The 23,148-nt window shown below is 47.1% G+C and carries 21 protein-coding genes; 15 read left to right on the top strand and 6 right to left on the bottom strand.

Annotated features, from left to right (window positions below; genetic code table 11):
* Window positions 1-98: 98 nt before the first annotated feature.
* The 10 genes from ACOJUN_RS07625 to ACOJUN_RS07670 all read left to right on the top strand — a co-directional run bounded on the left by ACOJUN_RS07625 (window position 99) and on the right by ACOJUN_RS07670 (window position 10,137).
* A complete protein-coding gene (locus tag ACOJUN_RS07625; RefSeq protein WP_422136060.1) occupies window positions 99-737 on the top strand; it encodes a hypothetical protein in 639 nt (212 codons plus the stop codon).
* A 58-nt stretch (window positions 738-795) separates the two neighbouring features.
* The gene (locus tag ACOJUN_RS07630) at window positions 796-999 is read left to right on the top strand and encodes a hypothetical protein (RefSeq protein WP_422136061.1); all 204 of its coding nucleotides are present in this window, start codon (window positions 796-798) and stop codon (window positions 997-999) included.
* Entirely contained in the window at window positions 996-2,714 is a 1,719-nt protein-coding gene (locus tag ACOJUN_RS07635) for an ABC transporter permease (RefSeq protein ID WP_422136062.1), read from the top strand. Before ACOJUN_RS07630 ends, ACOJUN_RS07635 begins: the two co-directional genes overlap by 4 nt.
* Entirely contained in the window at window positions 2,711-3,769 is a 1,059-nt protein-coding gene (locus ACOJUN_RS07640) for an ABC transporter ATP-binding protein (protein ID WP_422136063.1), read from the top strand. Before ACOJUN_RS07635 ends, ACOJUN_RS07640 begins: the two co-directional genes overlap by 4 nt.
* Before the next feature lie 350 nt (window positions 3,770-4,119).
* Window positions 4,120-4,659 (top strand): (2Fe-2S)-binding protein, encoded by a 540-nt coding sequence (locus ACOJUN_RS07645; protein WP_422136064.1) that lies wholly within the window; start codon window positions 4,120-4,122, stop codon window positions 4,657-4,659.
* Complete coding sequence (locus tag ACOJUN_RS07650) at window positions 4,656-6,917, top strand: molybdopterin cofactor-binding domain-containing protein (protein ID WP_422136065.1); 2,262 nt, start codon at window positions 4,656-4,658, stop codon at window positions 6,915-6,917. The genes ACOJUN_RS07645 and ACOJUN_RS07650 overlap by 4 nt, the downstream gene beginning before the upstream one ends.
* A gap of 116 nt (window positions 6,918-7,033) precedes the next feature.
* Window positions 7,034-8,035, top strand: a complete 1,002-nt coding sequence (locus tag ACOJUN_RS07655; RefSeq protein ID WP_422136066.1) for an XdhC family protein — start codon at window positions 7,034-7,036, stop codon at window positions 8,033-8,035.
* Window positions 8,022-8,621 (top strand): nucleotidyltransferase family protein, encoded by a 600-nt coding sequence (locus ACOJUN_RS07660; RefSeq protein ID WP_422136067.1) that lies wholly within the window; start codon window positions 8,022-8,024, stop codon window positions 8,619-8,621. The genes ACOJUN_RS07655 and ACOJUN_RS07660 overlap by 14 nt, the downstream gene beginning before the upstream one ends.
* A gap of 104 nt (window positions 8,622-8,725) precedes the next feature.
* A complete protein-coding gene (locus ACOJUN_RS07665; RefSeq protein ID WP_422136068.1) occupies window positions 8,726-9,166 on the top strand; it encodes a DUF1499 domain-containing protein in 441 nt (146 codons plus the stop codon).
* Window positions 9,167-9,252: 86 nt separating this feature from the next.
* Window positions 9,253-10,137: a sterol desaturase family protein gene (locus ACOJUN_RS07670; RefSeq protein WP_422136069.1), complete on the top strand. Its 885-nt coding sequence runs from the start codon at window positions 9,253-9,255 to the stop codon at window positions 10,135-10,137.
* A gap of 20 nt (window positions 10,138-10,157) precedes the next feature.
* Here ACOJUN_RS07670 and mnmE read toward each other — a convergent pair whose 3' ends face one another.
* From mnmE to rpmH, 5 genes are all read right to left on the bottom strand, one after another.
* Window positions 10,158-11,534 carry a tRNA uridine-5-carboxymethylaminomethyl(34) synthesis GTPase MnmE gene (mnmE, locus tag ACOJUN_RS07675; protein ID WP_422136070.1) on the bottom strand — a complete coding sequence of 459 codons (1,377 nt, stop codon included), beginning with the start codon at window positions 11,532-11,534 and terminating at the stop codon, window positions 10,158-10,160.
* Between the two features lie 124 nt (window positions 11,535-11,658).
* Entirely contained in the window at window positions 11,659-13,338 is a 1,680-nt protein-coding gene (gene yidC, locus ACOJUN_RS07680) for a membrane protein insertase YidC (protein WP_422136071.1), read from the bottom strand.
* Window positions 13,314-13,694 carry a membrane protein insertion efficiency factor YidD gene (gene yidD, locus ACOJUN_RS07685; RefSeq protein WP_422137051.1) on the bottom strand — a complete coding sequence of 127 codons (381 nt, stop codon included), beginning with the start codon at window positions 13,692-13,694 and terminating at the stop codon, window positions 13,314-13,316. Before yidD ends, yidC begins: the two co-directional genes overlap by 25 nt.
* A gap of 115 nt (window positions 13,695-13,809) precedes the next feature.
* Window positions 13,810-14,178, bottom strand: coding sequence for a ribonuclease P protein component (rnpA, locus tag ACOJUN_RS07690; protein WP_422136072.1), 369 nt, complete (start codon window positions 14,176-14,178; stop codon window positions 13,810-13,812).
* Window positions 14,179-14,191: 13 nt separating this feature from the next.
* Window positions 14,192-14,326 carry a 50S ribosomal protein L34 gene (gene rpmH, locus ACOJUN_RS07695; protein ID WP_252177766.1) on the bottom strand — a complete coding sequence of 45 codons (135 nt, stop codon included), beginning with the start codon at window positions 14,324-14,326 and terminating at the stop codon, window positions 14,192-14,194.
* A gap of 869 nt (window positions 14,327-15,195) precedes the next feature.
* On the opposite strand from rpmH, the gene dnaA reads away from it, so the two are divergent.
* The 5 genes from dnaA (at window position 15,196) to lpcA (ending at window position 22,327) form a co-directional block, all read left to right on the top strand.
* A complete protein-coding gene (gene dnaA / locus ACOJUN_RS07700; protein ID WP_422136073.1) occupies window positions 15,196-16,731 on the top strand; it encodes a chromosomal replication initiator protein DnaA in 1,536 nt (511 codons plus the stop codon).
* An 85-nt stretch (window positions 16,732-16,816) separates the two neighbouring features.
* Window positions 16,817-17,920: a DNA polymerase III subunit beta gene (gene dnaN, locus ACOJUN_RS07705; RefSeq protein ID WP_422136074.1), complete on the top strand. Its 1,104-nt coding sequence runs from the start codon at window positions 16,817-16,819 to the stop codon at window positions 17,918-17,920.
* A 121-nt stretch (window positions 17,921-18,041) separates the two neighbouring features.
* The gene (gene recF / locus ACOJUN_RS07710) at window positions 18,042-19,196 is read left to right on the top strand and encodes a DNA replication/repair protein RecF (protein ID WP_422136075.1); all 1,155 of its coding nucleotides are present in this window, start codon (window positions 18,042-18,044) and stop codon (window positions 19,194-19,196) included.
* Window positions 19,189-21,603, top strand: a complete 2,415-nt coding sequence (gene gyrB, locus ACOJUN_RS07715) for a DNA topoisomerase (ATP-hydrolyzing) subunit B (RefSeq protein WP_422136076.1) — start codon at window positions 19,189-19,191, stop codon at window positions 21,601-21,603. The genes recF and gyrB overlap by 8 nt, the downstream gene beginning before the upstream one ends.
* A gap of 145 nt (window positions 21,604-21,748) precedes the next feature.
* On the top strand, window positions 21,749-22,327 hold the full coding sequence (gene lpcA, locus ACOJUN_RS07720) for a D-sedoheptulose 7-phosphate isomerase (RefSeq protein WP_422136077.1): 579 nt from the start codon (window positions 21,749-21,751) through the stop codon (window positions 22,325-22,327).
* Window positions 22,328-22,398: 71 nt separating this feature from the next.
* Here lpcA and ACOJUN_RS07725 read toward each other — a convergent pair whose 3' ends face one another.
* Window positions 22,399-23,139 carry a lysophospholipid acyltransferase family protein gene (locus ACOJUN_RS07725; RefSeq protein WP_422136078.1) on the bottom strand — a complete coding sequence of 247 codons (741 nt, stop codon included), beginning with the start codon at window positions 23,137-23,139 and terminating at the stop codon, window positions 22,399-22,401.
* Between the last annotated feature and the right edge of the window lie 9 nt (window positions 23,140-23,148).

Below are 23,148 nucleotides of genomic sequence, written 5' to 3' on the forward strand. Positions count from 1 at the left end.
TTGGCAAAGCATCTTGCACTACCTCCTCAGTTGCGGCCTGATCAAGGTCATTCCTTAAGTGGACTACGGAATATCTAACACTATGATTAGGTTCCACTATGAGCAATAGCAACCACTATGGCTACCTTTGGCTTGCCGAAATTAAGTTTTTTGCAAAGAAACTCAAGACAACCCATCCTGACTTAGGACACTCTCAGAGACTGGATTATGCAGCTCAGAAACTAGCAAAGCTTCGACATTATCATGAGGCGATTACACTGCATAAAAAATATATTGCTTCTCTGCAAGAGGACCAAGGATCAGGCATGGCTAAATGCAAATATTGTGGGTTCACGTATTGTGCAGACATAGCTGACGACTTGAAATGGCATGAAGATCGCCACTTAAATTATGAAAAGGCAGTGAAGGCATTGGGTTATAAGCCAGAAGGTTTTGTTGATAGAGAAGACTCTAAGGAAAAAGCATACAGCGCCATACATTCGGCGTTTGGGCTCGACGAGCAAATAAATGCAGCTTTAAAAGTATTCCGTTCTCATTTTGACCGCTCTCTGGAAAGAGCGATAGATGATGGTTACTGGAAAGAGCATCCCTCATTCGACGAGTTTGTTGCAATGATGGACTATGCTCCCGGAGTTATTTCAGAAAAAGCAATAGAAGTTATAAGAGAAAAATACGGTCGTAAAGAAGGCCACATCCCCAAAGGAGGCTCATACTGGTTTCCGAGTAAACAAGGCTAATTTGTTCTGACTTGACTACATCTGCAAGTGCTTTCATTCGGCACTTGCAGACGAACAAATGGAAGCTGTCGATGAAGCCATTTATTTCAGATATATCAGCACGTTAAGGCGATTTTCTGACGTAAAAGCAATTTTGCAGGCCGGGGCCCTAATTGCGTTGCTGTTTGAAAGAGAGATGCAAATTTTACTGATATTCATTCCGTTTTCTGTAAAATTGACCGCTTGGCAGAGTTCGGACAGATATTTAAACAGACTTTCATGAAACAGGTGCTTACCGCCTTAGAAACACAGGAAAATGACTTATCACCACTCTCTTTGCAGTGTGGCATTGATAAGTCATATTCAAGACAAGGCCTTTCGATCTTCTGGAGAGCTGGCAGCTGGTTGCTGGCTCTTCTGCTTTTTACTCCGTTTTTGGCTCTGGTCTATGAGGCCTCGGCGCCTAGCGGTGAGATTTTTGCTCATCTGCGAAATACTGTGCTGGGCACTTATATCCTCAACACCGTATTGTTGATCCTGGGTGTCGGTATTCTGGGTTTGATCCTTGCCCTTCCTGCAGCCTGGATCATGGCAAACTGTGAAATTCCCGGTAAACGTTATCTGCAATGGCTTCTGGTACTGCCTCTGGCCATGCCCTCTTACGTGGTCGCCTATATCTATACAGACCTGCTGGAATACGCAGGCCCTGTGCAAAGACTGCTGAGGGATTTAACGGGTTGGCAGAGTGCTGCGGATTATTTTTTCCCGGATATTCGCAGTCTGGGTGGCGCAGTCATCATTTTGGCGCTAGTGCTTTATCCTTATCTTTATCTACTGGCCAGAACCGCATTTCTTGAACATTCCCAGAGTCAGATGCTTGCCAGCCGGTTGCTCGGATGCTCTCCTGTTTCCAGTTTTCTGAGGGTCTCAATCCCCATGGCCAGACCGGCTATTGTCACCGGCCTTGCCCTCATGGGTATCGAAACACTGGGTGATTTTGCCACGGTTGATTACTTTGCTGTACCGACTCTCACGACAGCTGTCTATGATACCTGGCTGGGTTATGGCAGTTTGAATGCCGCTGCCAAACTTTCAGCTATCATGCTGGTTGCAGTGATGCTGCTGATCTCACTGGAAAGCTTCAGTCGCAGGAGACAACAGCTGTACCAGAAAAGCACCGGGCAGGACCACAGGAAAGCCTCCGTTTTGAGGGGTTGGAAAAAGGCCCTGGCCTTGTTCTGGTGCTGGATGCTGGTCATATTGGGCTTTCTTCTACCTGCTGCTATTTTGCTGGATTACGTTTTCCGATATTTCAGTGATTCCTGGAACCAGGAATGGCTGACTTACAGCTTCAACAGTTTGAAGGTTTCATTAACCGCAGCCACATCTGCAACACTGGTCGCCTTATTTCTGGGACTGTATCAGCGCCTTCAGGGCAGTCGCTTTGCCAATATTCCTTCCCGGTTGGTTTCTAGCGGATATGCCTTTCCCGGAAATGTTCTGGCGATAGCGGTGTTAACCCCATTAACCCTGTCTGACCACGGTTTGAATGATTTGATTATGGCCTTTGAGTTACCGCCCGTTGGCCTTATTTTCAGTGGCTCGATATTTGCGCTTGTTTTCGCCTATACCGTTCGTTTCTCTGCCGTGGCCGTTGGCAGTGTTGAATCCAGCCTGGGAAGAGTTTCCCCGTCTCTGGATATGGCCAGCCGAACACTGGGATGCAAGCCTTCAGAAATGGTGAGACGCGTTCATATTCCCATGATTCGCAAAGGCTTGTTGACCGGATTTCTGCTGGTTTTTATCGAATCCATGAAAGAGCTGCCGGCGACTCTCCTTTTAAGACCTTTTGGCTTTGAGTCACTGGCTACCCGGGTTTTCCAGTTTGTTTCCGATGAAAGACTGGAAGAGGCTGCTCTGGCAGCATTGATAATGGTACTGGCCGGGCTGATACCACTGATACTTCTGAACCGTTCACTGGAGGCAGAACAAAAATGACCGCCCTGACAATTGCTGGCCTGAGCTGCCGTTATGAACAGACAGAAGTACTCTCTAACCTGAGCCTTGAGGTAGAACAGGGAGAAATTGTTTGCCTGCTGGGTCGAAGCGGCTGCGGCAAAACCACGCTTTTAAAAGCCATTTCAGGTCTTCTTCAGCCTTCTGCAGGGACCATTTCCCTGCACGGTCAGGTCGTCAGTTCAGTCCATGGAACACTGCCCCCGGAACAGCGTGGAATGGGGATGATCTTTCAGGACTACGCTCTGTTCCCTCATCTGAACGTGTTTCACAATATTGCTTTTGGTTTGAAAAACCTTTCCCGCAGAGATACCCGTAAGCGTGTGGAAGCCATGCTGGAGCTGGTCAACCTTTCTGGCCTGGACAAGCGCTATCCTCATGAACTTTCCGGCGGCCAGCAGCAACGTGTTGCCATTGCCAGAGCCCTGGCTAACAACCCTTCCCTGTTGTTGCTGGATGAACCTTTTTCCAATATTGACAGTCAGGTAAGACAGAAACTGGTGAGGGAGGTCAGGGATATTCTCAAGCAACAGAAAGTCACTGGACTGTTTGTCACCCATAACCGTGATGAAGGTTTTGCCTTTGCCGATTCCGTTGCCATTATGCACAATGGCAATATTCTGCAGCGAGGTCACTCTTTCGACGTCTATAACCGCCCGGCATCTCGTTTTGTGGCAGAGTTTATGGGGTCTGGAAATCTCCTGCCCTGTGAAGTAATAAACAGTCGCACCGTTTCAACACCAGTCGGTGTCGTTGAGTCATCCACTGATATTTCAGCAGACCCCGGTCAGACTGCGGAGCTGTTTATCCGTCCACAAATGTTTTCGATTGAAAGGTGTCGGTGCGAAAAACCGGTGAATCCTGCCCAGATCAAAAGCCAGCAGTTTATGGGAACCCGATTAAGGACCGAGGTTAAGCTGAAAGAAAATGTTCTGGTTGTGGAAAACTCAACCCCGTTCCCTGAAAGCACACCTGTGGATATTTCGGTAAGACCTCACGACCTGCTTCTGTTTGATCAGAAAGGGGATTCAATCTGATGCTTCAGAGTTTATGTTTTACCCGCTGCAGCCAAGCCTGAGTATCCTGAAAACAAAATCAGGTTGTCAGGCTGATCCGAACTGCTGCTACGAACCATTCATGCCCGCTCTCTCTGTCAGGCCATTGTCGTCTTTGAAAATGTGACCAGATTTCCCACTATGTTTGTGGGTAGAGTTCCGTATAATGACCCACAACTGATACCACTTTCGCCGGGCTGCCGGGACAATTGTTTAAGCAGTATAAACGACGGATATAAAGTGGTTTCTGTAAACCACAAAAATAATAAATGGCTCAAAGTCTATCAAAACTTATGAGCCAGATAAGAAACTGGCACAGCCGGGTGGGACAAGTGATTAGCTTTAAACTCAATGGACAAACAGTCAATGTAGACGCACCGGGCGATACACCCTTGCTTTGGGTGGTTCGCGAACATTTAAAAATGAAAGGTACAAAATTCGGTTGCGGTATGGGCTTATGTGGTGCCTGCAGCATGTTAATCGATGGTGTGAGTTCCCGAACCTGCATTATGCCCGTTCAGGCCGTGGCCAATAGAAATATAACCACCATTGAAGGCATTGGTAATCCAGAAATGATGTCCACTTTACAGAACGCCTGGGTAGAAGTCGGCGTTCCACAATGTGGCTATTGCCAGAGCGGGCAAATCATCAGTGCTACCGCATTACTAAGCCAGAATAAAAACCCCAGTGACAGTGACATCGACAACGCCATGAGCGGCAACCTATGCCGCTGCGGTACTTATCCTAATGTGAAAAAAGCCATCAAAAATGCAGCAGCAGATTTAAGAAATGGCAAAGGCCATTTGCACGCCGTGCAACTGTTTGATCCAAGGGCAACTTCTTCACTGGAAACACAGGAAGTGCAATCATGAGTGTCACTGAACAAAACAAATTGCTAACGAAAAACGATCAGACATTAGAAAACAGCTCTCGCCGTAGCTTTCTTAAAAAACTGGGCATTATTGGTGGCGGTCTGGTCGTTGGAATCCCCCTGGCTGCCTGTGCCAGCAATAAATCCCCGAATACTATGAACGGTGATCTGCAACCCAATGCTTTGCTGCAAATTACCGGCAATAATGAAATCTATTTTTATCTTCCCCGCTCGGAAATGGGACAGGGCGTATTCACAGGCCTGACCACAGTGCTGGCAGAAGAACTCGACGTTCATCCAGATAAAATCAAGGTTAAACAGGTTGGCGCCTGCGAAGAATATGCAAACCCGGAATATGGGCTGCAACTAACAGGTGGCAGCAACAGTATTCGTACTCATTTCATTCCACTTCGCCAAATGGCGGCAAATGTTCGTATGGTTATTCGACAAGCTGCAGCAAAGGTACTTCATTTGTCAGTTGATCAAATTCAAACTGATAATGGAATGATTGTAGCCAAAGGTAAAAAGCTACCTTACGGTGCATTCAGCGAAGCGGCTTCTCAATTGAGCCTTCCTGAAGACACACCCATCAAGAAAAGAGCAGACTTCAAATATATTGGTAAATACTCAAAACGTCTTGATGCTGTAGCAAAAAGCACAGGCTTGGCGGAATTTGGTTTGGATGTAGAATTTGAGGGCCTGCACCGGGCTGTGTTAAAGCGTTGCCCGGTATTTGGTGGCACTGTGAAAAGCTTTGATGACAGCAAAGTGAAAAGCATGCCCGGCGTAAAAGCTGTTGTCAGAATCTTCAACGGTGTAGCAGTGGTTGCTGATCATTACTATCAGGCAAAAGCGGCCTTACCTCTGTTAGACGTGCAGTGGGAATTACCTGAAACCCTTTCAAACTTTTCCAGCGCTGCCACTGAAGCAGGTAACGGTAAACAACTCTTTAAAGAAGCTTTGGATAGCGATGAAGCGGATAATGCACACGAAGAAGGAGAGGGTCGCAATGCCTTAAAAGCTTCCGACACCGTTGTATCTGGAGAATACTGGGCCCCTTTCCTGGCTCACGCCACCATGGAACCTATGAATTGTACTGCGAAATTCACGGGTGACAAATTAGACATTTGGACAGGAAGCCAAAACCCCGGAATTGCCGCCAAACTGGGTGCTTTTTATGGTGATGTAGCAAAAGATGATGTCACGATTCATAGTACATTCCTCGGGGGAGGATTCGGACGTCGTATATCAAGCGACTTTGTTGCCGAAGCCGTTTCCATAGCCAAGGCATCAGGCCTGCCAGTGCAACTGATCTGGAGTCGCGAAGATGATACAAAACACGACTATTACCGCCCTGCGACCCTGGCTAAGTTTCAAGTTGGCTTAGATAAAGACGGTAATATCGACAGCTGGAACGTTAAGCGCTCTGGTGCAAACGTCATACCTTATACCATGGATGAACTGGCCGATGCCATGATGCCAGCATTCCTGCCTGACGGTATGGTCGACTGGATCAGTAAAGCCGGTTACGGCCTGTTTGATGGCTGGACGGTAGATCCTACTTCAGTAGAAGGCTTATTCGAAGACTATGATGCCGACCATAAATCCGTTGACCATGTCACGGTTGATCCGGGACTGCCCATAGGTTTTTGGCGAAGTGTTGGTCACTCATTCAGTGGTTTCTTTAAAGAAAGCATGATGGATGAAATCGCCATTTTGCAAAAACAGGATCCTGTCGACTATCGCCTTAAACACTTGAAAAAAAATCCTCGATTGGCGAACACTCTAAAAATTGCTGCCAACAAAGCGGGCTGGGGAAAACCTTTACCAGAAGGTCATTATCATGGCGTAGCAGCTCATACTTCGTTCATGTCCTATGTGACAGAAATCGCACAGGTATCTGTGAACAACGGCCAAATCAAAGTTCACAAAGTGACTTGTGTGGTAGATTGCGGTTTAGCGGTTAACCCCGAAATAGTTATCCAACAAATGGAAAGTGGCATCTTATTTGGTTTAACTGCTGCTCTCTACGGAGAGATCACACTCAAAGACGGTGCAGTGGTTCAAAGTAACTTCCATGATTACCCGATACTGCGAATGCATGAATCACCAGAAATTGATGTAGTCATCGTTGACAGTGATGAAGCACCAAGCGGTGTAGGTGAACCAGGCCTGCCGCCAATTGCAGCGGCTGTGGGCAATGCCATCTTTGCAGCAACAGGTAATCGTTTAAGAAGCTTGCCTCTTAAACTCAGTTGATTTGTCGAGCTTCGTCCCTCAGCATCAAACCGCTGGATAGGTATTGCAGCAGTTTACTGCCCAGAGGCTGCCTGAGGGACGGAATCCTGCCTGGAATGTATAAGCAAAGGTTCACTATGCAAGGTTCACAATTAGACGTTCTGAAAGGTTGTTTATCTTGTCTTGAACAAGGTGATGAAATCTCCCTGGTCAGTGTCGCTAAAACCTGGGGCACCTCACCCCGACCGGTAGGTTCCCTTTTAGCGGTAAGTTCTTCTGGTCGCTTTTTTGGTAGCGTCAGTGGCGGATGTGTTGAAGAAGATTTAATTGCACAGCTAGCCCAAAACCCTGTCAGATTCGTGCAAAAAATCATGTACGGAGAAACTGCTGAAGAACGTCACCGATTCGGATTACCTTGCGGAGGGGCTCTGGAACTCATGGCGGAGCCTCTCAATGAAATAGCAGACGTTAAATTTCTTATTGATCACATTGAAGCGAGAAAAACCTGCTTAAGAAAGGTAAGCCTTGAAACGGGTCAAGTGATTTATACGCCCTGGAAGCAACAAGAACCAGGGTTGTCACAAACCCACTGGCAAAACGTCTTTGGACCAATCTGGCGATTAATGGTGATTGGTGCCGGTGAAACCGGCCGATATCTGGCTGAATTTGCACAAGGCCTTGGATTTGAAGTTTTGGTTAGCGATCCCAGACCTGATTATCGAAGCAACTGGCCCTTAAAAGACTTGCCGTTATTAAAAGGCTTTCCCGATGATGTCATTCAGGATTTAAATGTCGATGTCCGCACTGCCATTGTCGCAGTAACCCACGACCCGAAAGTAGATGACATGGCCTTACTAACGGCATTAAAAAGCGATGCATTCTATGTTGGTGCTCTTGGCTCAAGACTCAACAATCAGGAGCGTCGCAGACGACTCAGGGAGCACTTTGATTTCAGTGATGCTGAGGTTAACCAGCTCCATGGCCCGGTTGGATTAAATATCGGTAGTAAATCCCCCGCAGAAATTGCACTTTCTATTCTTGCTGAAATCACTGCCATTAAAAATGGCATACAGCCTGGTAAGGCGCTGGAAAAGAAAGAAGATCAAATAAGTCAGACGACCGCCTGTGACATCAGCTAACATCAAAAAATTCAACCCTTGCGAGAAAATAACAGCGGTTATCTTAGCTGCAGGCAAAGGCTCGCGATTTAATGGCCATAAAATGATGCATGAGATTAACGGCATCCCAATGGCCATTCTTAGTGCGTTGAATGTCCAGCCCCATGTTAATCAGGTTTTAGTGATCGTCAGGCCTCAGGATGACATTCTTAAACATTCATTAGACAAATACGGTCTTGCTTACACTGAAAACCCTGACTTTGAAAGAGGTATGAGCTCATCCATTGTTATAGCTATTAACAATATTCCTGAAGATCAAAACATCCTTCTCTGCCTGGGAGATATGCCTTACATTGAATTTGACACCTACAGGCAGCTCACAAAAAGCTTTAAAAACAATGAGTACAAGAAAATCATCAGGCCAATCTATCAATCTGAAGATTCAGATCCCGTCCCTGCTCATCCCGTTTTATTTCCGGCTTTTCTGCAATCTGATTTAACATTGCTCAGTGGTGATGAAGGTGCTAAATCTATTCTCAAAATCCACAAACCGATTTTGCTGGAAACTTCTGACGAAGGTGTGATCAGGGATATTGATTATGCTTGAGGCCCTGAAATGAGCTTAGGGAGGTTTAACGCATACAGGGGTCTTTCAGGCTCCACTCAGATCCGTCATACTGACGCCCTGAAAACTGATTCGGAGAAAATCTGATGTTGGACTTCCTTTTCACAGCGATTGATGACCGGGTCATTGATTTTGAAACATTAAAACTACACGAAAAGCCCAATCAATATCTGGTTTTGCCAGAAGGCAAGTTTTTAGCAGAGCCCCATCAGATCAGCCCTGTTCTGAACGTTGGTGTCACAGAGCTGCAAGAGCGGTTTTCAGACCTTGCCCAAAGTCAGGAGAAGGTAGAAGTCTTGCGGACAAGTGACGATGGTCAGCAGGTCGACTACGTTCAGAGAACCCCTTTCATGGGCTATCCGGATACCATTACCGTACGTTTTTATAGTCAGGGGGAAGATACCAGCACACTGGCCATTTACTCTCGCTCACATTACGGCTACTCCGATCTTGGCGCGAACAAGAAAAGAATCACGCTCTGGCTCGACAACCTGAAAGCCTCTCTTAAAGCCCCAAAAGAGCATTAGTTTATTTGGCTACTTACCCGGGCAAAGTAAAGATCACTATGCCAAATGTTAACCCTTATTGACGAAAGCAGAAGATGGAGTTTCAAATGATTATTGACCATCCCGAATGGTTGCTGATGCTGCTGGCTCCGCTGTTTATTGGTTTAATGTTGGCAGAATATTTCATCGGCCAAAGGGGCGGAATGCTTCCGGAAAATTCCGCCTATAAACTGCCAGAAGTACTGTGCAATTTCTCATTAGCAGGTATGCATCAACTGGCAGATATCGTTACAGGCCTGGTGATCGTCAAACTCTATTTCTGGCTTTTTGGCTGGAAGTTACTAGAGATTGAAATGAACGCAGCTTCCTTTGTTGCTTTGCTGATCTTACAGGATTTCTGCTACTACTGGTTTCATCGTGCCAGCCACAGGATACGCTGGATGTGGGCTGCCCATGTCGCACATCATAGTTCGCAAAGAATGAATTTCAGCACCGCGTTTCGCCAAAGCCTGATGTACCCAATTGCCGGTATGTGGCTGTTTTGGGTTCCTTTAGTCATCATTGGTTTTGAGCCTAAATGGGTTATCTTTGCAGTGCTGCTTAATCTGGGGCTTCAGTTCTTTGTCCATACTCAGTGGGTTCGCAGTCTTGGCAAGTTCGAGCTTATTTTTAACACACCGTCCCATCATCGGGTTCACCACGGTATCAACTCTCATTACATCGATAAAAACTATGCCGGTGTTCTGATCGTCTGGGATAAGCTATTCGGTACCTTTGAACCAGAAGTAGAAACTGTGCGCTACGGGGTCAGTAAGCCTGTCAACAGCCATAACCCTCTGACGGTTACCTTCTCTGAATGGCGGGATATGTTTAGAGAAGCAAAAGGTGAACACCTGACACCAAAGCAGCGCCTGAAGATCTTTCTGGCTCCACCCGGTGATAAACCCACGGAGGCAGAGCCTGAAACTTCAGAGCAAACCTTAAAAAAGTAAACTGAACCTCTGAATTTCACCTACTTGCCAATACAGAACGAGGAGAAAATCCTGCCCAGCAAATCGTCGCTGGAGAACTCGCCGGTAATCTCACCCAGGGCCTTCTGGGCATGTCGCAGATCTTCAGCCAGAAGTTCACCTGCCCCCATGTATACAAGCTGCTTCTGACCGTTATCCAGAAACTCCTCTGCTCTTCGCAGCGCATCCAGATGTCTGCGCCGGGCAGAAAAACCACCCTCCATGGCGCCCTCATAGCCCATACAGGCTTTCAGGTGCACTCTGAGAGCGTCCAGGCCGTGTTCTCTCATAGCACAGGCCCTGATCAGGGGGACCCCTTCAACGTCCTCTATGCCTGCCTGTTCGCCTGTCAGGTCAATCTTGTTACGGATCACAGTGAGCTTTTCTCTGGAAGGCAGTCGATCAACAAACTCAGGCCATATGTCGTGAGGATCGGTTGCGTCAGTGGTTGATCCGTCCACCATCAGGAGTACTCTATCAGCGTCTTCTATTTCCCTGAAGGCACGTTCTACACCAATCTGTTCGACTTTATCATCTGTCTCTCGCAGACCGGCGGTATCAATGACATGCAAGGGCATACCATCGATATTGATGTGTTCCCTGAGGACATCACGGGTGGTACCGGCAATGTCCGTTACAATAGCTGACTCCCGTCCTGATAACGCATTCAAAAGGCTGGATTTACCGGCATTGGGACGTCCGGCAATCACTACGGTCATACCTTCACGTTGAATAGCCCCCTGACCCGCTTCTCTCATGACCTGGGCAAGATGGCTGATGATGGTTTTGAGATCGCCTGCCACTTTGCCGTCGGCCAGGAAATCAATCTCTTCTTCGGGAAAGTCGATGGCAGCTTCAACGTAAATTCTCAGTTCAATCAGGGATTCGACCAGCTCGTTGACTCTTCTGGAGAAAGCGCCTTGCAGTGATCTTAATGCCGATCTGGCTGCCTGTTCTGAAGTACTGTCGATCAGATCTGCGATGGCCTCGGCCTGCGCCAGATCCATCTTGTCATTCAGGAAGGCTCTTTCGGAAAACTCTCCGGGATTGGCCAGCCTGACCCCAAGGGCATTAATTCTTTTCAACAGTAAGTCCAAAATGACAGGACCACCATGTCCCTGGAACTCTATGACATCCTCTCCAGTAAATGAATTTGGATTAGGAAAGTAAAGAGCCAGTCCTTCGTCCAGAACCTCATCCTGCTCATCGTAAAAAGGACCGTAATGAGCGTAACGAGGCTTGGGCTCCATTTTCAGAACCTCTCTGGCAACCCACAAAGCTTCAGGGCCTGAGACCCTGATGATCCCCACCCCACCTCTTCCGGGAGCGGTTGCCTGAGCGGCAATAGTGTCTTTATGGAGTGCACGGAGATCGGACATAGCAATTACTGGCTGAGAAATGAGAAAAATGATTAGTCTAATCTAAGGTGGCTGCTGGTGCCATGGCCGTCATGGATCTAAAAAAACGGACCATTGCGGTCCGTTTTTTTTGAGATTTTCAGACTCAGGAGCCTTCTTTCTCGATCTTTTTGGTAATGATGTATTGCTGAATAATCGACAGAATGTTGTTGGTTACCCAGTACAGTACCAGACCTGCCGGGAACCACAGGAAGAATATGGTGAAAATCAGCGGCATCAACTTCATCACTTTAGCCTGAACAGGGTCAGGAGGTGTCGGGTTCAGCATCTGCTGCGCGAACATGGAAGCACCCATGATCAACGGCAGGATGAAGTAAGGGTCCATCTGGGACAGATCCTGAATCCAGCCGAGCCAGGGTGCCTGACGCAGCTCTACAGCCTCCTGCAACACCCAGTAGAGGGCAATGAATACTGGCATCTGGACAAGAATCGGGAGGCAGCCACCCATTGGATTGACCTTCTCTTTCTTGTACATCTCCATCATGGCCTGAGACATCTTCTGGCGATCGTCGCCGTATCTTTCTTTCAGCTCCTGCATTTTTGGCCCCAGCTTGCGCATTTTAGCCATAGAACGGAAGCTGGCCTGATTCAGTGGATAGAATACCGCTTTCACACAAACTGTCAGCAGGATAATTGCCCAACCCCAGTTGCCTACCAGAGAATGGATAAACTGCAGCAACATGAACAGTGGCTGAGCCAGGAACCACAGCATGCCGAAGTCCATGGTCAGCTGCAGACCATCCGCCAGATTCTTCAGGGCAGGCTGATCTTTAGGACCAGCATAAAGCGTTGCACCGGTGACAATTTTCTCACCAGGATTGACTACCAGAGGGTCGTTGTAGAAACCCACCCTATAGTATTCATTGTTACGGGATTCCTGAGTGTAATAATTGTGAGGCTTGTCCTGAGCGGGTACCCAGGCACTGACAAAGTAGTGCTGAAGAATGGCTGCATAACCACCCTCGACTCTTTCCTTGAAAGGCTCTTTTCGGAAATCATCGAAAGGCAGCTTTCTGTATGGCTCATCAATAGAACGAACAGCCGCCCCCAGGTAGGTATTCATGGGGGCGCTGGAGTTTACTGAGCTTGGGTCTTCTGAACCATCCCGCTTCAGCTGAGCATAGAAGGTGTCACGCCATTCCTTGTCGCTGTTGTTGGCGATTTCGTAAGCCAATACGACTTCATAGGAGCCGGGCTTAAAAGTATAACTTTTGGTTACCTGAACTTCGCCAGTGCTGCGAGTCAGTTTAACCGTCAGCTGGTCCTGACCGGCTGGCAAGGTGTAACTGGTCTGTGCAGTGCTGTAGAGGGGTCTCTGATTCTGATCGTTGGTGGGACCATCAGTAGCAATCAGGCCGCTTTGGGCAGTGTAGACACAGGTCACTTCACCCGGTGTGCAGTTGGGCCTGTTAACCAGTAGCTGGAAAGGCGTAGCTTTCTCGCCTTCTTCAGGCAGCCAGGCTGGGTATTTGGGCAGGCTGAGTCCGACAATGTCACCACCGGCGGGGTCAATCTGAAGGTTCAGTGTGTCTGTTTTAACGTTGATCAGTTGAGCAGAAGTCTGAACCTTGTCATCCAGAATTTCCGGAGAGGAAGATGATGGTGAGATAGTGGGTAAATCAGAACCACTTTGAGAAGTGGAGACATTAGCCACAACAGCATCGCTGGCCGGCCGGGTCTGATTGTAATCTTCATTCCATTGCTGAAGTGTAAACACACCAACAACGGCTATAGCACCTATCAAGAGTGTTCTTTGCAGATCCATGATGTCCGAGCCAAAGAGTCTTGGTGATGAATATGATCGTCTGATGACCGGCGTTGCTTGTCCAAGGGAGCAGGCACCGGATCATAACCTCCTGGATGCCAGGGATGGCAACGCAGCAGTCGTTTCAAGGTCAGAAAACTGCCTTTCAGAAAACCATGATGTTGGAGAGCTTCCTGTGAATAGCTGGAACAGCTGGGGTAAAAGCGACAATGCCTGCCCATAATAGGGCTCAGGCAGTAACGGTACACCTTGATCAATCCCATGGCAGAGCGTCTGGGCAAAAGCACGAGAAAATTAATCACAGGTCTGGTCATGTCGACTTTACTCTGTCTGTGCCGAATAGACAGGAAACGCATCGGCTGATTTGAGTGGAGACAGTATGACTGGCTTTCTGAAGAGTGACTGGAGGCAGTTTCTACCTCCACTGTCACGCAGCCCCATAGAGTGCCTGTTTCAGGCAATGGTCTCCATTCAGGAAACCTTCTGCTCGTTCCGACGTCTGGCCAGTTTAAACCATTGATGGGTGAGCAGTTTATTGATATCGCAGCTTTCCAGCTCACCCAGACCTCTTCTGGCCAGAACAACAATATCCAGGTTTCCCAGTTCCCCCTGATGGAGGCGAAAGGTTTCCCGAATGTGTCGTTTGACTCGATTGCGGCCGGTAGCTTTACGGATATTTTTTTTGGCGATCACCAACCCCAGGCGGGGGTGGTCAAGCTCATTCTGGCAAGCCAGTATCAGTAAATGGCGACTACTGACCTTGATATCCGTACGGTTGAAAACCTGCTTAAAATCAGCTGCTGAGCAAAGTCGCAGATCGCGACCAAAAGCGAAGCTCACCTGTCAGTCCAAATCAGGCAGCCAGACGCTTGCGACCTTTGGCACGGCGACGGTTGATTACCGCACGACCGTTCTTGGTAGCCATGCGAGCACGGAAACCGTGAGTGCGCTTGCGCTTCAGATTACTGGGCTGAAATGTTCTTTTCATGACGTTACTCGTTTTATCGATTTACAAAAAGACGGGCATTCTAAGTAATTGAGGGATAAGCGTCAATTTGCATTTGTCAAGAGTTTGCCACCTGGGCTCAGGGCTCAATCCTTAGAGGGCAGCCAGCTCTTTGCGGATATTAAGTGGGGTTATCGTAAAAGTGCATTTTTATAGGGGAAATTACGTCCTTTATATATAGGGAAAAATAACACACCACTAATTTCAAATGACATTTATAAATTAAAAATCTTTTGAGAGTCATTCTGGAAAATTAAGTACATATAATACATATGTACTTGAGTGATGGTGTTTTGTTTTTTTAATAAATATTAGGCAACACTTTTTATGTGGATAAGTTCTGTAAAGCCTTTTGTACTCTGGGTTTGTTCGTGTGTGTGAATGTGTAGAAAATAAGCAACTATACTGTTCTCTGCCTGCTCACAGCCTGTGTATAATTTGGTACCTTATACACAGTACGTCGATGCATTATACTTATTCACAGCTCACTCATCCTTCATCAGCCTTTGTGAACACAGCCTTTTCCACATTATTTTTTCATCACTGATTGTCTCTTTTTTCGTCTCTTTTTGCTTATAGAGTGTTGATAATTAAGTAAAAAGATTATTTTCTGGCCATGCTTTCAACAAATTTAAGGTGTGGATAACTTTTCCCTGAAAGGATACAATTGAAGCTGTTTTTTGGCCTGTTCTTCTTGCGTATCTGCACTGTTCTGCTGTGGAGGAATAGGTGTTTCTGGACAGATTCTGTTTCCTGCCATTAGCGAAGTCGTCCAGCAGGCAGGCTGACCGGCTTCCATTTCACCCATTTTCAGGAGAGCGCCCGTGCCCTTAGAGCTCTGGCAAAAGTGTGTGGACTTGCTTCAAGATGAACTGTCCTCACAGCAGTTCAATACCTGGATTCGCCCATTGAAAGTCATGGGTGATGAACACGATCTTTGCCTGCTGGCTCCTAATCGTTTTGTCGCAGACTGGGTGAAAGAGAAGTTTCTGCCGCGCATCGAAGAGATACTTGATGAACTGACTGATGGACAGGCTCCGGCGGTGGCACTGGCCGTCTCGAACCGTCGCCCCCAGTCTCTCAGCCGAAGGAGTGCTTCGCCTGCCAGCAGTCCTGTACGCCCTGAACAACCCAAGCCTGTCGTAGAAGAAAAGAAGGCGGTGACCCGGGAGCTGGTGTCCAGCCTCAGTGAAGCATCGGGCCTTTCTACTAGTAAACCTGTGTCGTCTGAAAGTGTTGAGCCCCATGGCATACCCAAGAAAGTCAATCCTCTGAAAGCAAAAGAGGACACTGCCAGCAGTCATCCTGCCAGGAAAGAAGAACCTTCTTCCGGACGACAAATAGAAGTCGAGGGTTCAATAAAACATAACAGTTCCCTGAATGCCCACTTCACCTTTGATACCTTTGTTGAAGGTAAATCGAATCAGCTGGCACTTGCAGCAGCCCGTCAGGTGTCTGAAAACCCGGGAGCTGCATACAATCCACTGTTTTTATACGGCGGTGTAGGCCTGGGTAAAACTCACCTTATGCATGCCGTGGGTAATTCTCTGGTTCGTCAAAATCGTAATGCCAGAGTCGTATATTTGCATTCCGAACGATTTGTTGCCGACATGGTCAAGGCGCTGCAATTAAATGCCATCAATGACTTTAAACGCTACTATCGCTCCGTCGATGCCCTGCTGATTGATGACATCCAGTTCTTTGCCGGTAAAGAGCGCTCACAGGAAGAATTTTTTCATACCTTCAATGCCCTGCTTGAGGGGGGACAGCAAATGATTCTGACCTGTGATCGTTACCCCAAGGAAATCAGTGGTGTGGAGGAACGATTAAAGTCCCGATTTGGCTGGGGCCTGACGGTCGCAGTGGAGCCTCCCGAGCTTGAAACCCGAGTAGCCATATTAATGAAGAAGGCAGAGCAGCAAAAAGTTGATTTACCCCATGAAGCGGCTTTCTTTATTGCCCAGCGAATTCGATCCAATGTTCGTGAGCTGGAAGGCGCTCTGAAACGGGTGATTGCCAGTGCTCATTTTATGGGGCGCAAGATTGATATTGATCTCATCAGGGAGTCCCTGAAGGATCTGCTTGCCTTGCAGGATAAGCAGGTCAGTATCGATAATATTCAAAGAACGGTGGCTGAGTATTACAAGATCAAGGTAGCTGATATTCTATCTAAACGTCGTAGTCGTTCTGTGGCTCGGCCCAGACAGATTGCAATGGCTCTTTCCAAGGAGCTGACCAGTCACAGTCTGCCTGAAATTGGTGACGCCTACGGCGGACGAGATCATACCACTGTGCTTCATGCCTGCCGTAAAGTGAAAGAGCTGGTGGATGAAGACGGTGAAATCCGTGATGATTACAAAAATCTTTTGAGATCTCTGACTAGCTGATTTTGATTCAGCCAGCAGATATTTAATGAATTCAGGAAGAAGGTCATTGTGACTTACTTCCAGATAGCCAAGAGAAAGGAAAGCGATGAAATTTACCATTAATCGGGAAGCATTGCTCAAGCCACTTCAACTGGTGGCGGGTGTTGTTGAGCGCAGACAGACTCTACCTGTATTGTCCAACGTCCTGATGGTGGTGGACGGTGATCAACTCTCTCTGACAGGTACTGACCTGGAAGTAGAACTGGTCGGTAGAGTGACACTGGATGAGGTCTCTGAGGGCGGAGAAATTACCGTTCCAGCCAGGAAGCTGATGGATATCTGTAAGTCTCTTCCGGAAAACGCTTTGATTGAGTTTTCCCAGGATGATCAACGAGTCAAACTGAAAGCAGGCCGTTCTCGTTTTACTTTGTCGACTTTGCCCGCCAATGAATTCCCAAGTATTGACGAAGAACCGGGTTCAATGACCTTTACCATTGGTCAGAGCCGTTTGCGCCGATTGATTGATCGTTCTGGCTTTGCCATGGCGCAACAGGACGTTCGTTACTATCTGAATGGTATGCTGATAGAAGTCAGCCAGAATACGCTGCGTTTTGTTGCTACTGATGGCCATCGTCTGGCTATGTGTACCGTTGATGCTGATATTAATCAGCAAGACCGTCACCAGGTTATCGTCCCGCGTAAGGGGATTATGGAGATGGCCCGTCTTCTGACAGAAGGAGACGAGATGGTTCATATTACTTTGGGTGCCAACCATATCAGAGCGAAAACCGGAGACTTTATGTTCACCTCCAAGCTGGTGGATGGGAAGTTCCCGGATTATGACCGTGTTATTCCCCGTGGTGGTGACAAGATTATTATTGGAGATCGTCAGGAGCTTCGTCAGGCTTTCCAACGTGCTTCCATTCTTTCCAATGAAAAGTATCGTGGTATTCGCCTGATACTTTCCGATGGCTTGCTAAAGGTGATAGCAAATAACCCTGAGCAGGAAGAAGCGGAAGAAGAAATCAGTCTGGCATACCACGGTGAAACTCTGGAGATGGGCTTCAACGTCAGTTACTTGCTGGATGTGTTGTCTGTTATCTCAGGTGAATCCGTGAAGATTACCCTTTCTGATCCTAATAGCAGTGCCCTGCTGGAAGAGTCTGACGCCAGTGATTCCAGTTATGTTGTTATGCCTATGAGACTTTAATGAAGGTGTTTTTACCATCATTGAAGGCCTTTTTAGTGTTCTGGGTCTTTTCAGAAAAAAAGGTCCTCTTATCATTGAAAGCCGTTGTGAAAAGTCTCATTTCTGAGGTTTGTTCAAGCCGATGACGATTCACAAGCTGATGATTAAGGATGTCAGGAATCTGGCATCCGCTACCTTCTCCCCTTCCCCGGATATCAATATTCTCTACGGTCTTAATGGCAGTGGAAAAACCAGTATTCTCGAGTCTATCCATCTCTTGGGTTTGGCTCGATCTTTTCGAAGTGCCAGACTTAAGCCGGTCATTCGTCATAAAAAGGGTAAGTGCACGGTATTTGCGCAAATTCAATCCAATAATGACCGACTGATACCGGTTGGCGTTTCCCGAGATATGGAAGAAGAGAATTTTCAAATTCGGGTCGCAGGTGAAACGCTTAAGTCAACGTCCGAGTTGGCCAGACTTCTACCTTTACAAATTATTAATCCCGATACTTTCAAACTTTTGGAAGGTTCACCCAAGCAAAGAAGACAGTTTGTTGATTGGGGGGTGTTTCACGTGAAACACCATGAATTCTTACCTCTTTGGAAGCGAACTCAAAAAGTGCTTAAACAGCGGAACAGTTTGCTTCGGCATGGTAAAATAACGGGTTCATCCTATTCATCTCAGCTGTCTGTCTGGGATGAGGAACTGGTAAAAGCGGCTGAGGCTGTAGATCAACTCAGACAGCAATACTTTGATCAACTGACACCCGTTTTTCAGGATGTTCTAAACCAGCTGACCTCGCTGGGTGATATCAAGATAAGTTATTACCGGGGTTGGGACAGAGAACGACGTCTGGCTGAGGTGTTAAAAGAAAATACAGTTCGTGATTTTCAGACCGGATACACACAATCAGGGCCACAACGAGCAGATATAAGGGTGCGTCTGGAAGGAAGTAATGCCGTTGATATTCTTTCTCGTGGTCAGCTGAAATTAGTCGTTTGTGCGTTAAAGCTGGCACAAGGTTATCTCTTTTCAAAAATGACCCGTAGCCAGTGTGTTTTTCTTGTGGATGATTTACCTTCAGAGCTAGACGCTCCTCACAGAAAAGCTATGTGCAAGATATTACAGAATATGCAGAGTCAGGTATTTATTACCTGCGTAGAGCCGGGCGCACTGGTGGATTGCTGGGAGCCTGAAATCAATCTGAAAGTGTTTCACGTGAAACAGGGATCTGTGAACTTGGAATCTGGGCGTGAGATTCGCCAGACTGAATCGCTGGAGAAAGAGTATGAGTGAACAAAATTACGATGCGTCCAATATTAAAGTGCTGAAAGGTCTGGATGCAGTTCGTAAGCGCCCGGGCATGTACATTGGTGATACCGATGATGGTACCGGCCTTCACCACATGGTTTTTGAGGTGGTAGACAACTCGATCGATGAGGCCTTGGCAGGCTTCTGTGATGAAATTGCCGTCATTATCCATCCGGATGAATCCATTACCGTTCGTGATAACGGTCGGGGAATCCCTGTAGATATCCACGAAGAAGAAGGTGTCTCCGCCGCAGAAGTGATCATGACGGTACTCCATGCCGGCGGTAAGTTTGATGACAACACCTATAAGGTCTCTGGTGGTCTGCACGGTGTTGGTGTTTCCGTGGTAAACGCCCTTTCCAAAGAGCTCAAGTTAACCATTCGCAGGAATGGTCAGGTTCATCAGCAGGTCTATTCTCACGGTGTTCCACAGGAATCTATGAAGGTGATAGGAGAGACTGAAAAGAGCGGTACAGAGGTTCATTTTGTACCTTCTGAGGAGACTTTCTCCAATATTCAGTTCAGCTATGACATTCTGGCAAAAAGACTGAGAGAGCTCTCTTTCCTGAACTCTGGTGTTTTTATCCGCTTGATTGATGAGCGTACAGGTAAAGAAGATCAGTTCCGTTATGACGGTGGTCTGAGTGCATTCGTTGAATATCTGAATACCAATAAGACCAATATCAACAAGGTCTTCCACTTCACAAAAACAAGGGAAGATGGCATTGGTGTAGAGGTGGCATTGCAGTGGAATGATGGCTTTCAGGAAAACATTTTTTGCTTCACCAATAACATTCCTCAGCGTGATGGTGGTACCCACCTTGCCGGCTTCAGAGCCGCCCTGACCCGAAACCTGAACAGCTACATTGAGCGCGAAGGTTTTGCTAAAAACCAGAAAGTTTCCACTTCCGGTGATGATGCTCGTGAAGGTCTCACAGCGATTATTTCGGTCAAGGTTCCAGACCCCAAATTCTCATCCCAGACCAAGGACAAGCTGGTTTCTTCTGAAGTGAAAACAGCTGTTGAGCAGGAGATGAGCAGTTATCTTGCGGACTATCTGATGGAAAACCCACAAGAAGCCCGAGCGGTTGTAAACAAGATGCTGGATGCAGCCAGAGCCCGTGAAGCGGCCCGTAAGGCCCGTGAAATGACCCGCAGGAAAGGCGCTCTGGACATAGCTGGACTGCCCGGAAAGTTGGCTGACTGTCAGGAAAAAGACCCTGCTCTCTCCGAACTTTACATAGTGGAGGGTGACTCTGCGGGGGGCTCTGCCAAACAAGGTCGAAACCGGAAAACACAAGCCATCCTGCCACTGAAAGGTAAGATCCTGAACGTTGAAAAAGCACGCTTTGACAAAATGCTTTCCTCCCAGGAGGTTGGTACCCTGATTACCGCAATGGGGTGTGGCATTGGTCGCACAGAGTTCAATATTGAGAAACTGCGCTACCACAACATCATCATCATGACCGATGCTGATGTTGACGGCTCTCACATTCGAACCCTGCTATTGACATTCTTCTTCCGTCAGATGCCAGAATTGATTGAAAATGGCTATGTCTATATTGCTCAGCCGCCTCTCTATAAAGTGAAGAAAGGCAAACAGGAGCAATACCTGAAAGACGATATTGCACTGGATGACTATTTAACCCAGTCTGCACTGGAAAATGCCACACTGCATGTCAATGAAAATGCACCGGGTATTGGTGATGAAGCTCTGGAATCTCTGGTAAAAGAATACAGAAAAGTCATTGCAACCATTGAGCGTCTGTCTCGCATTTACCCTTCTGAAATCATGAAAGAGATGATTTATCTGGATGCAGTTTCCCAGGAAGACTTGAAAGACCAGACAAAAATGCAGTCCTGGCTGGATACCCTGAATACTCGCATTCAGGAGCTGAAGCTGGCTGGTCGTGAGATGAGCTTTGAGCTGTTTGAAGACCGTGAGCATCAGGTGTGGTTGCCCAAGGTCACTATCATTTCTCACGGTGTGCCAACTGAATATATCTGGAATGTCGACTTCTTTGGTTCCGGAGACTACGGCTCTATCAAAGCCCTGGGAGCCAAGCTACAAGGCTTGCTGGAAGAGACCGCATTCATCCAGAAAGGTGAGCGAAAAAAAGCGATAGAAAGCTTTGAGGAAGGTCTGGAATGGCTGATGACTGAATCGACCAAACGCCACAACATTCAGCGCTATAAGGGTCTGGGTGAGATGAATCCCGAACAGCTTTGGGAAACCACCATGGATCCGGAAGTAAGAAGAATGCTGAAGGTGACCATTGAAGATGCTATTGCAGCTGACCAGATCTTCAATACATTGATGGGTGATCAGGTTGAGCCTCGAAGAGACTTTATTGAGTCTAATGCGTTGAACGTGGCTAATCTCGACATTTAATACCTCATCCTCACAGGGTCTCAGGGGGCCATGAAAAGTGGCTCTGAGCCCAATCTATTAATCCTCTTCCGGGCAAATAAAGTTATGCTGCGCCGTTAATGTATCAGCAGTATACTTTAGGCCTCTGATTCGACAGTTGATAGCCATGAACCATTCAGTAATTCGTGCAGAACTCGAAGAAGCCCAGCAGGTTCTGGAGCGTTTTCTCAATGATGAAACCTGTATTGATGCCATAGACCGTGCGGCGAGCCTGTTGGCGGAATCCTTTAAGCAGGGTGGAAAGGTTATCTCCTGTGGTAACGGAGGCTCCCATTGCGATGCCATGCACTTTGCTGAAGAGTTGACTGGTCGCTATCGTGATAACCGCCCTGCCTACCCGGCCATTGCTATCTCTGATGTCAGTCACTTGTCCTGTGTCTCCAACGATTACGGTTATGACTATGTATTCTCACGTTATCTTGAAGGTGTAGGCTTTGAAGGTGATGTACTGTTCGGGCTCAGTACCAGTGGTAACTCTGGCAATATTTTAAAAGCGATTGAAGCAGCCCGAAAAAAAGGGATGAAAGTGATTCTTCTGACGGGTAAGGATGGTGGGAAAATGGACGGTCTGGCGGATATAGAAATCCGGGTGCCCCACTTTGGTTATGCAGACCGGATTCAGGAAATTCACATCAAAGTCATTCATATCATAATTCAATTGATTGAAAAACACATGGCTGCCTGATACTCATTTGATAAGGCTCTAAATCATTCATCACCTGTTACCCTATACCCGGTGATGAATGATGTTTTTGTTTAAACCTGTTTCGATTTCCCGTTCATGTTGTCGAGTGTATTGGCAATCCAGTTCCGAGCCTCATTATTAATCTCCAGCGCCGTCCTGTCTGTGGTTTCTATGACCGTTCCTATATGAAGCTGAATGGTACCGGGCTTTTTCAGAAAGCTGTTCATAGGCCAGCAAGCAGCAGCATTATGGGCAATGGGTAGTACATTAACCCCGGCCTTTCTTGCCAGATTGACACCACCTCTTGAAAATTTGCCTAACTGACCATTAGGGTTGCGGGTTCCTTCCGGAAAAATAAGAACCCAACGACCGTTGTGTAAGGCATCAGTACCCTGCTCTACTACATCATTTAATGCGGCCCTGGGGTCATCGCGATTAATAGCGATCGGTTTAATGAGTCTGATTGCCCAGCCAAAGAATGGAATCTTAAATAACTCTTTTTTAAGAACCGGAGCCTGAGGACTGAAAAGCATCTGCAGGAAAAAGGTTTCCCAGGTGCTCTGGTGATTACTGATCATGACACAGGGTGTATCAGGAATATTTTCCTTCCCGTGCACTTCATACTTTATCCCACAGATAAATCTGGCCAGTCCCATAGCCATCATCGCCCAGTACTTCACCAATAATTTGTGGCGTCTATTAACAGGAACAAAAGGAATAGCAAAAAACAGTAAAATGGACCAGAAAACGGTGAAGGTGGCCAGCAGAAAATAAAATAACGCTGTTCTTATATATTGAACGACGAATGTCATTTAAAACCT

This window comes from Endozoicomonas sp. ALD040, assembly GCF_049275945.1.
Lineage (GTDB): Bacteria > Pseudomonadota > Gammaproteobacteria > Pseudomonadales > Endozoicomonadaceae > Endozoicomonas_A.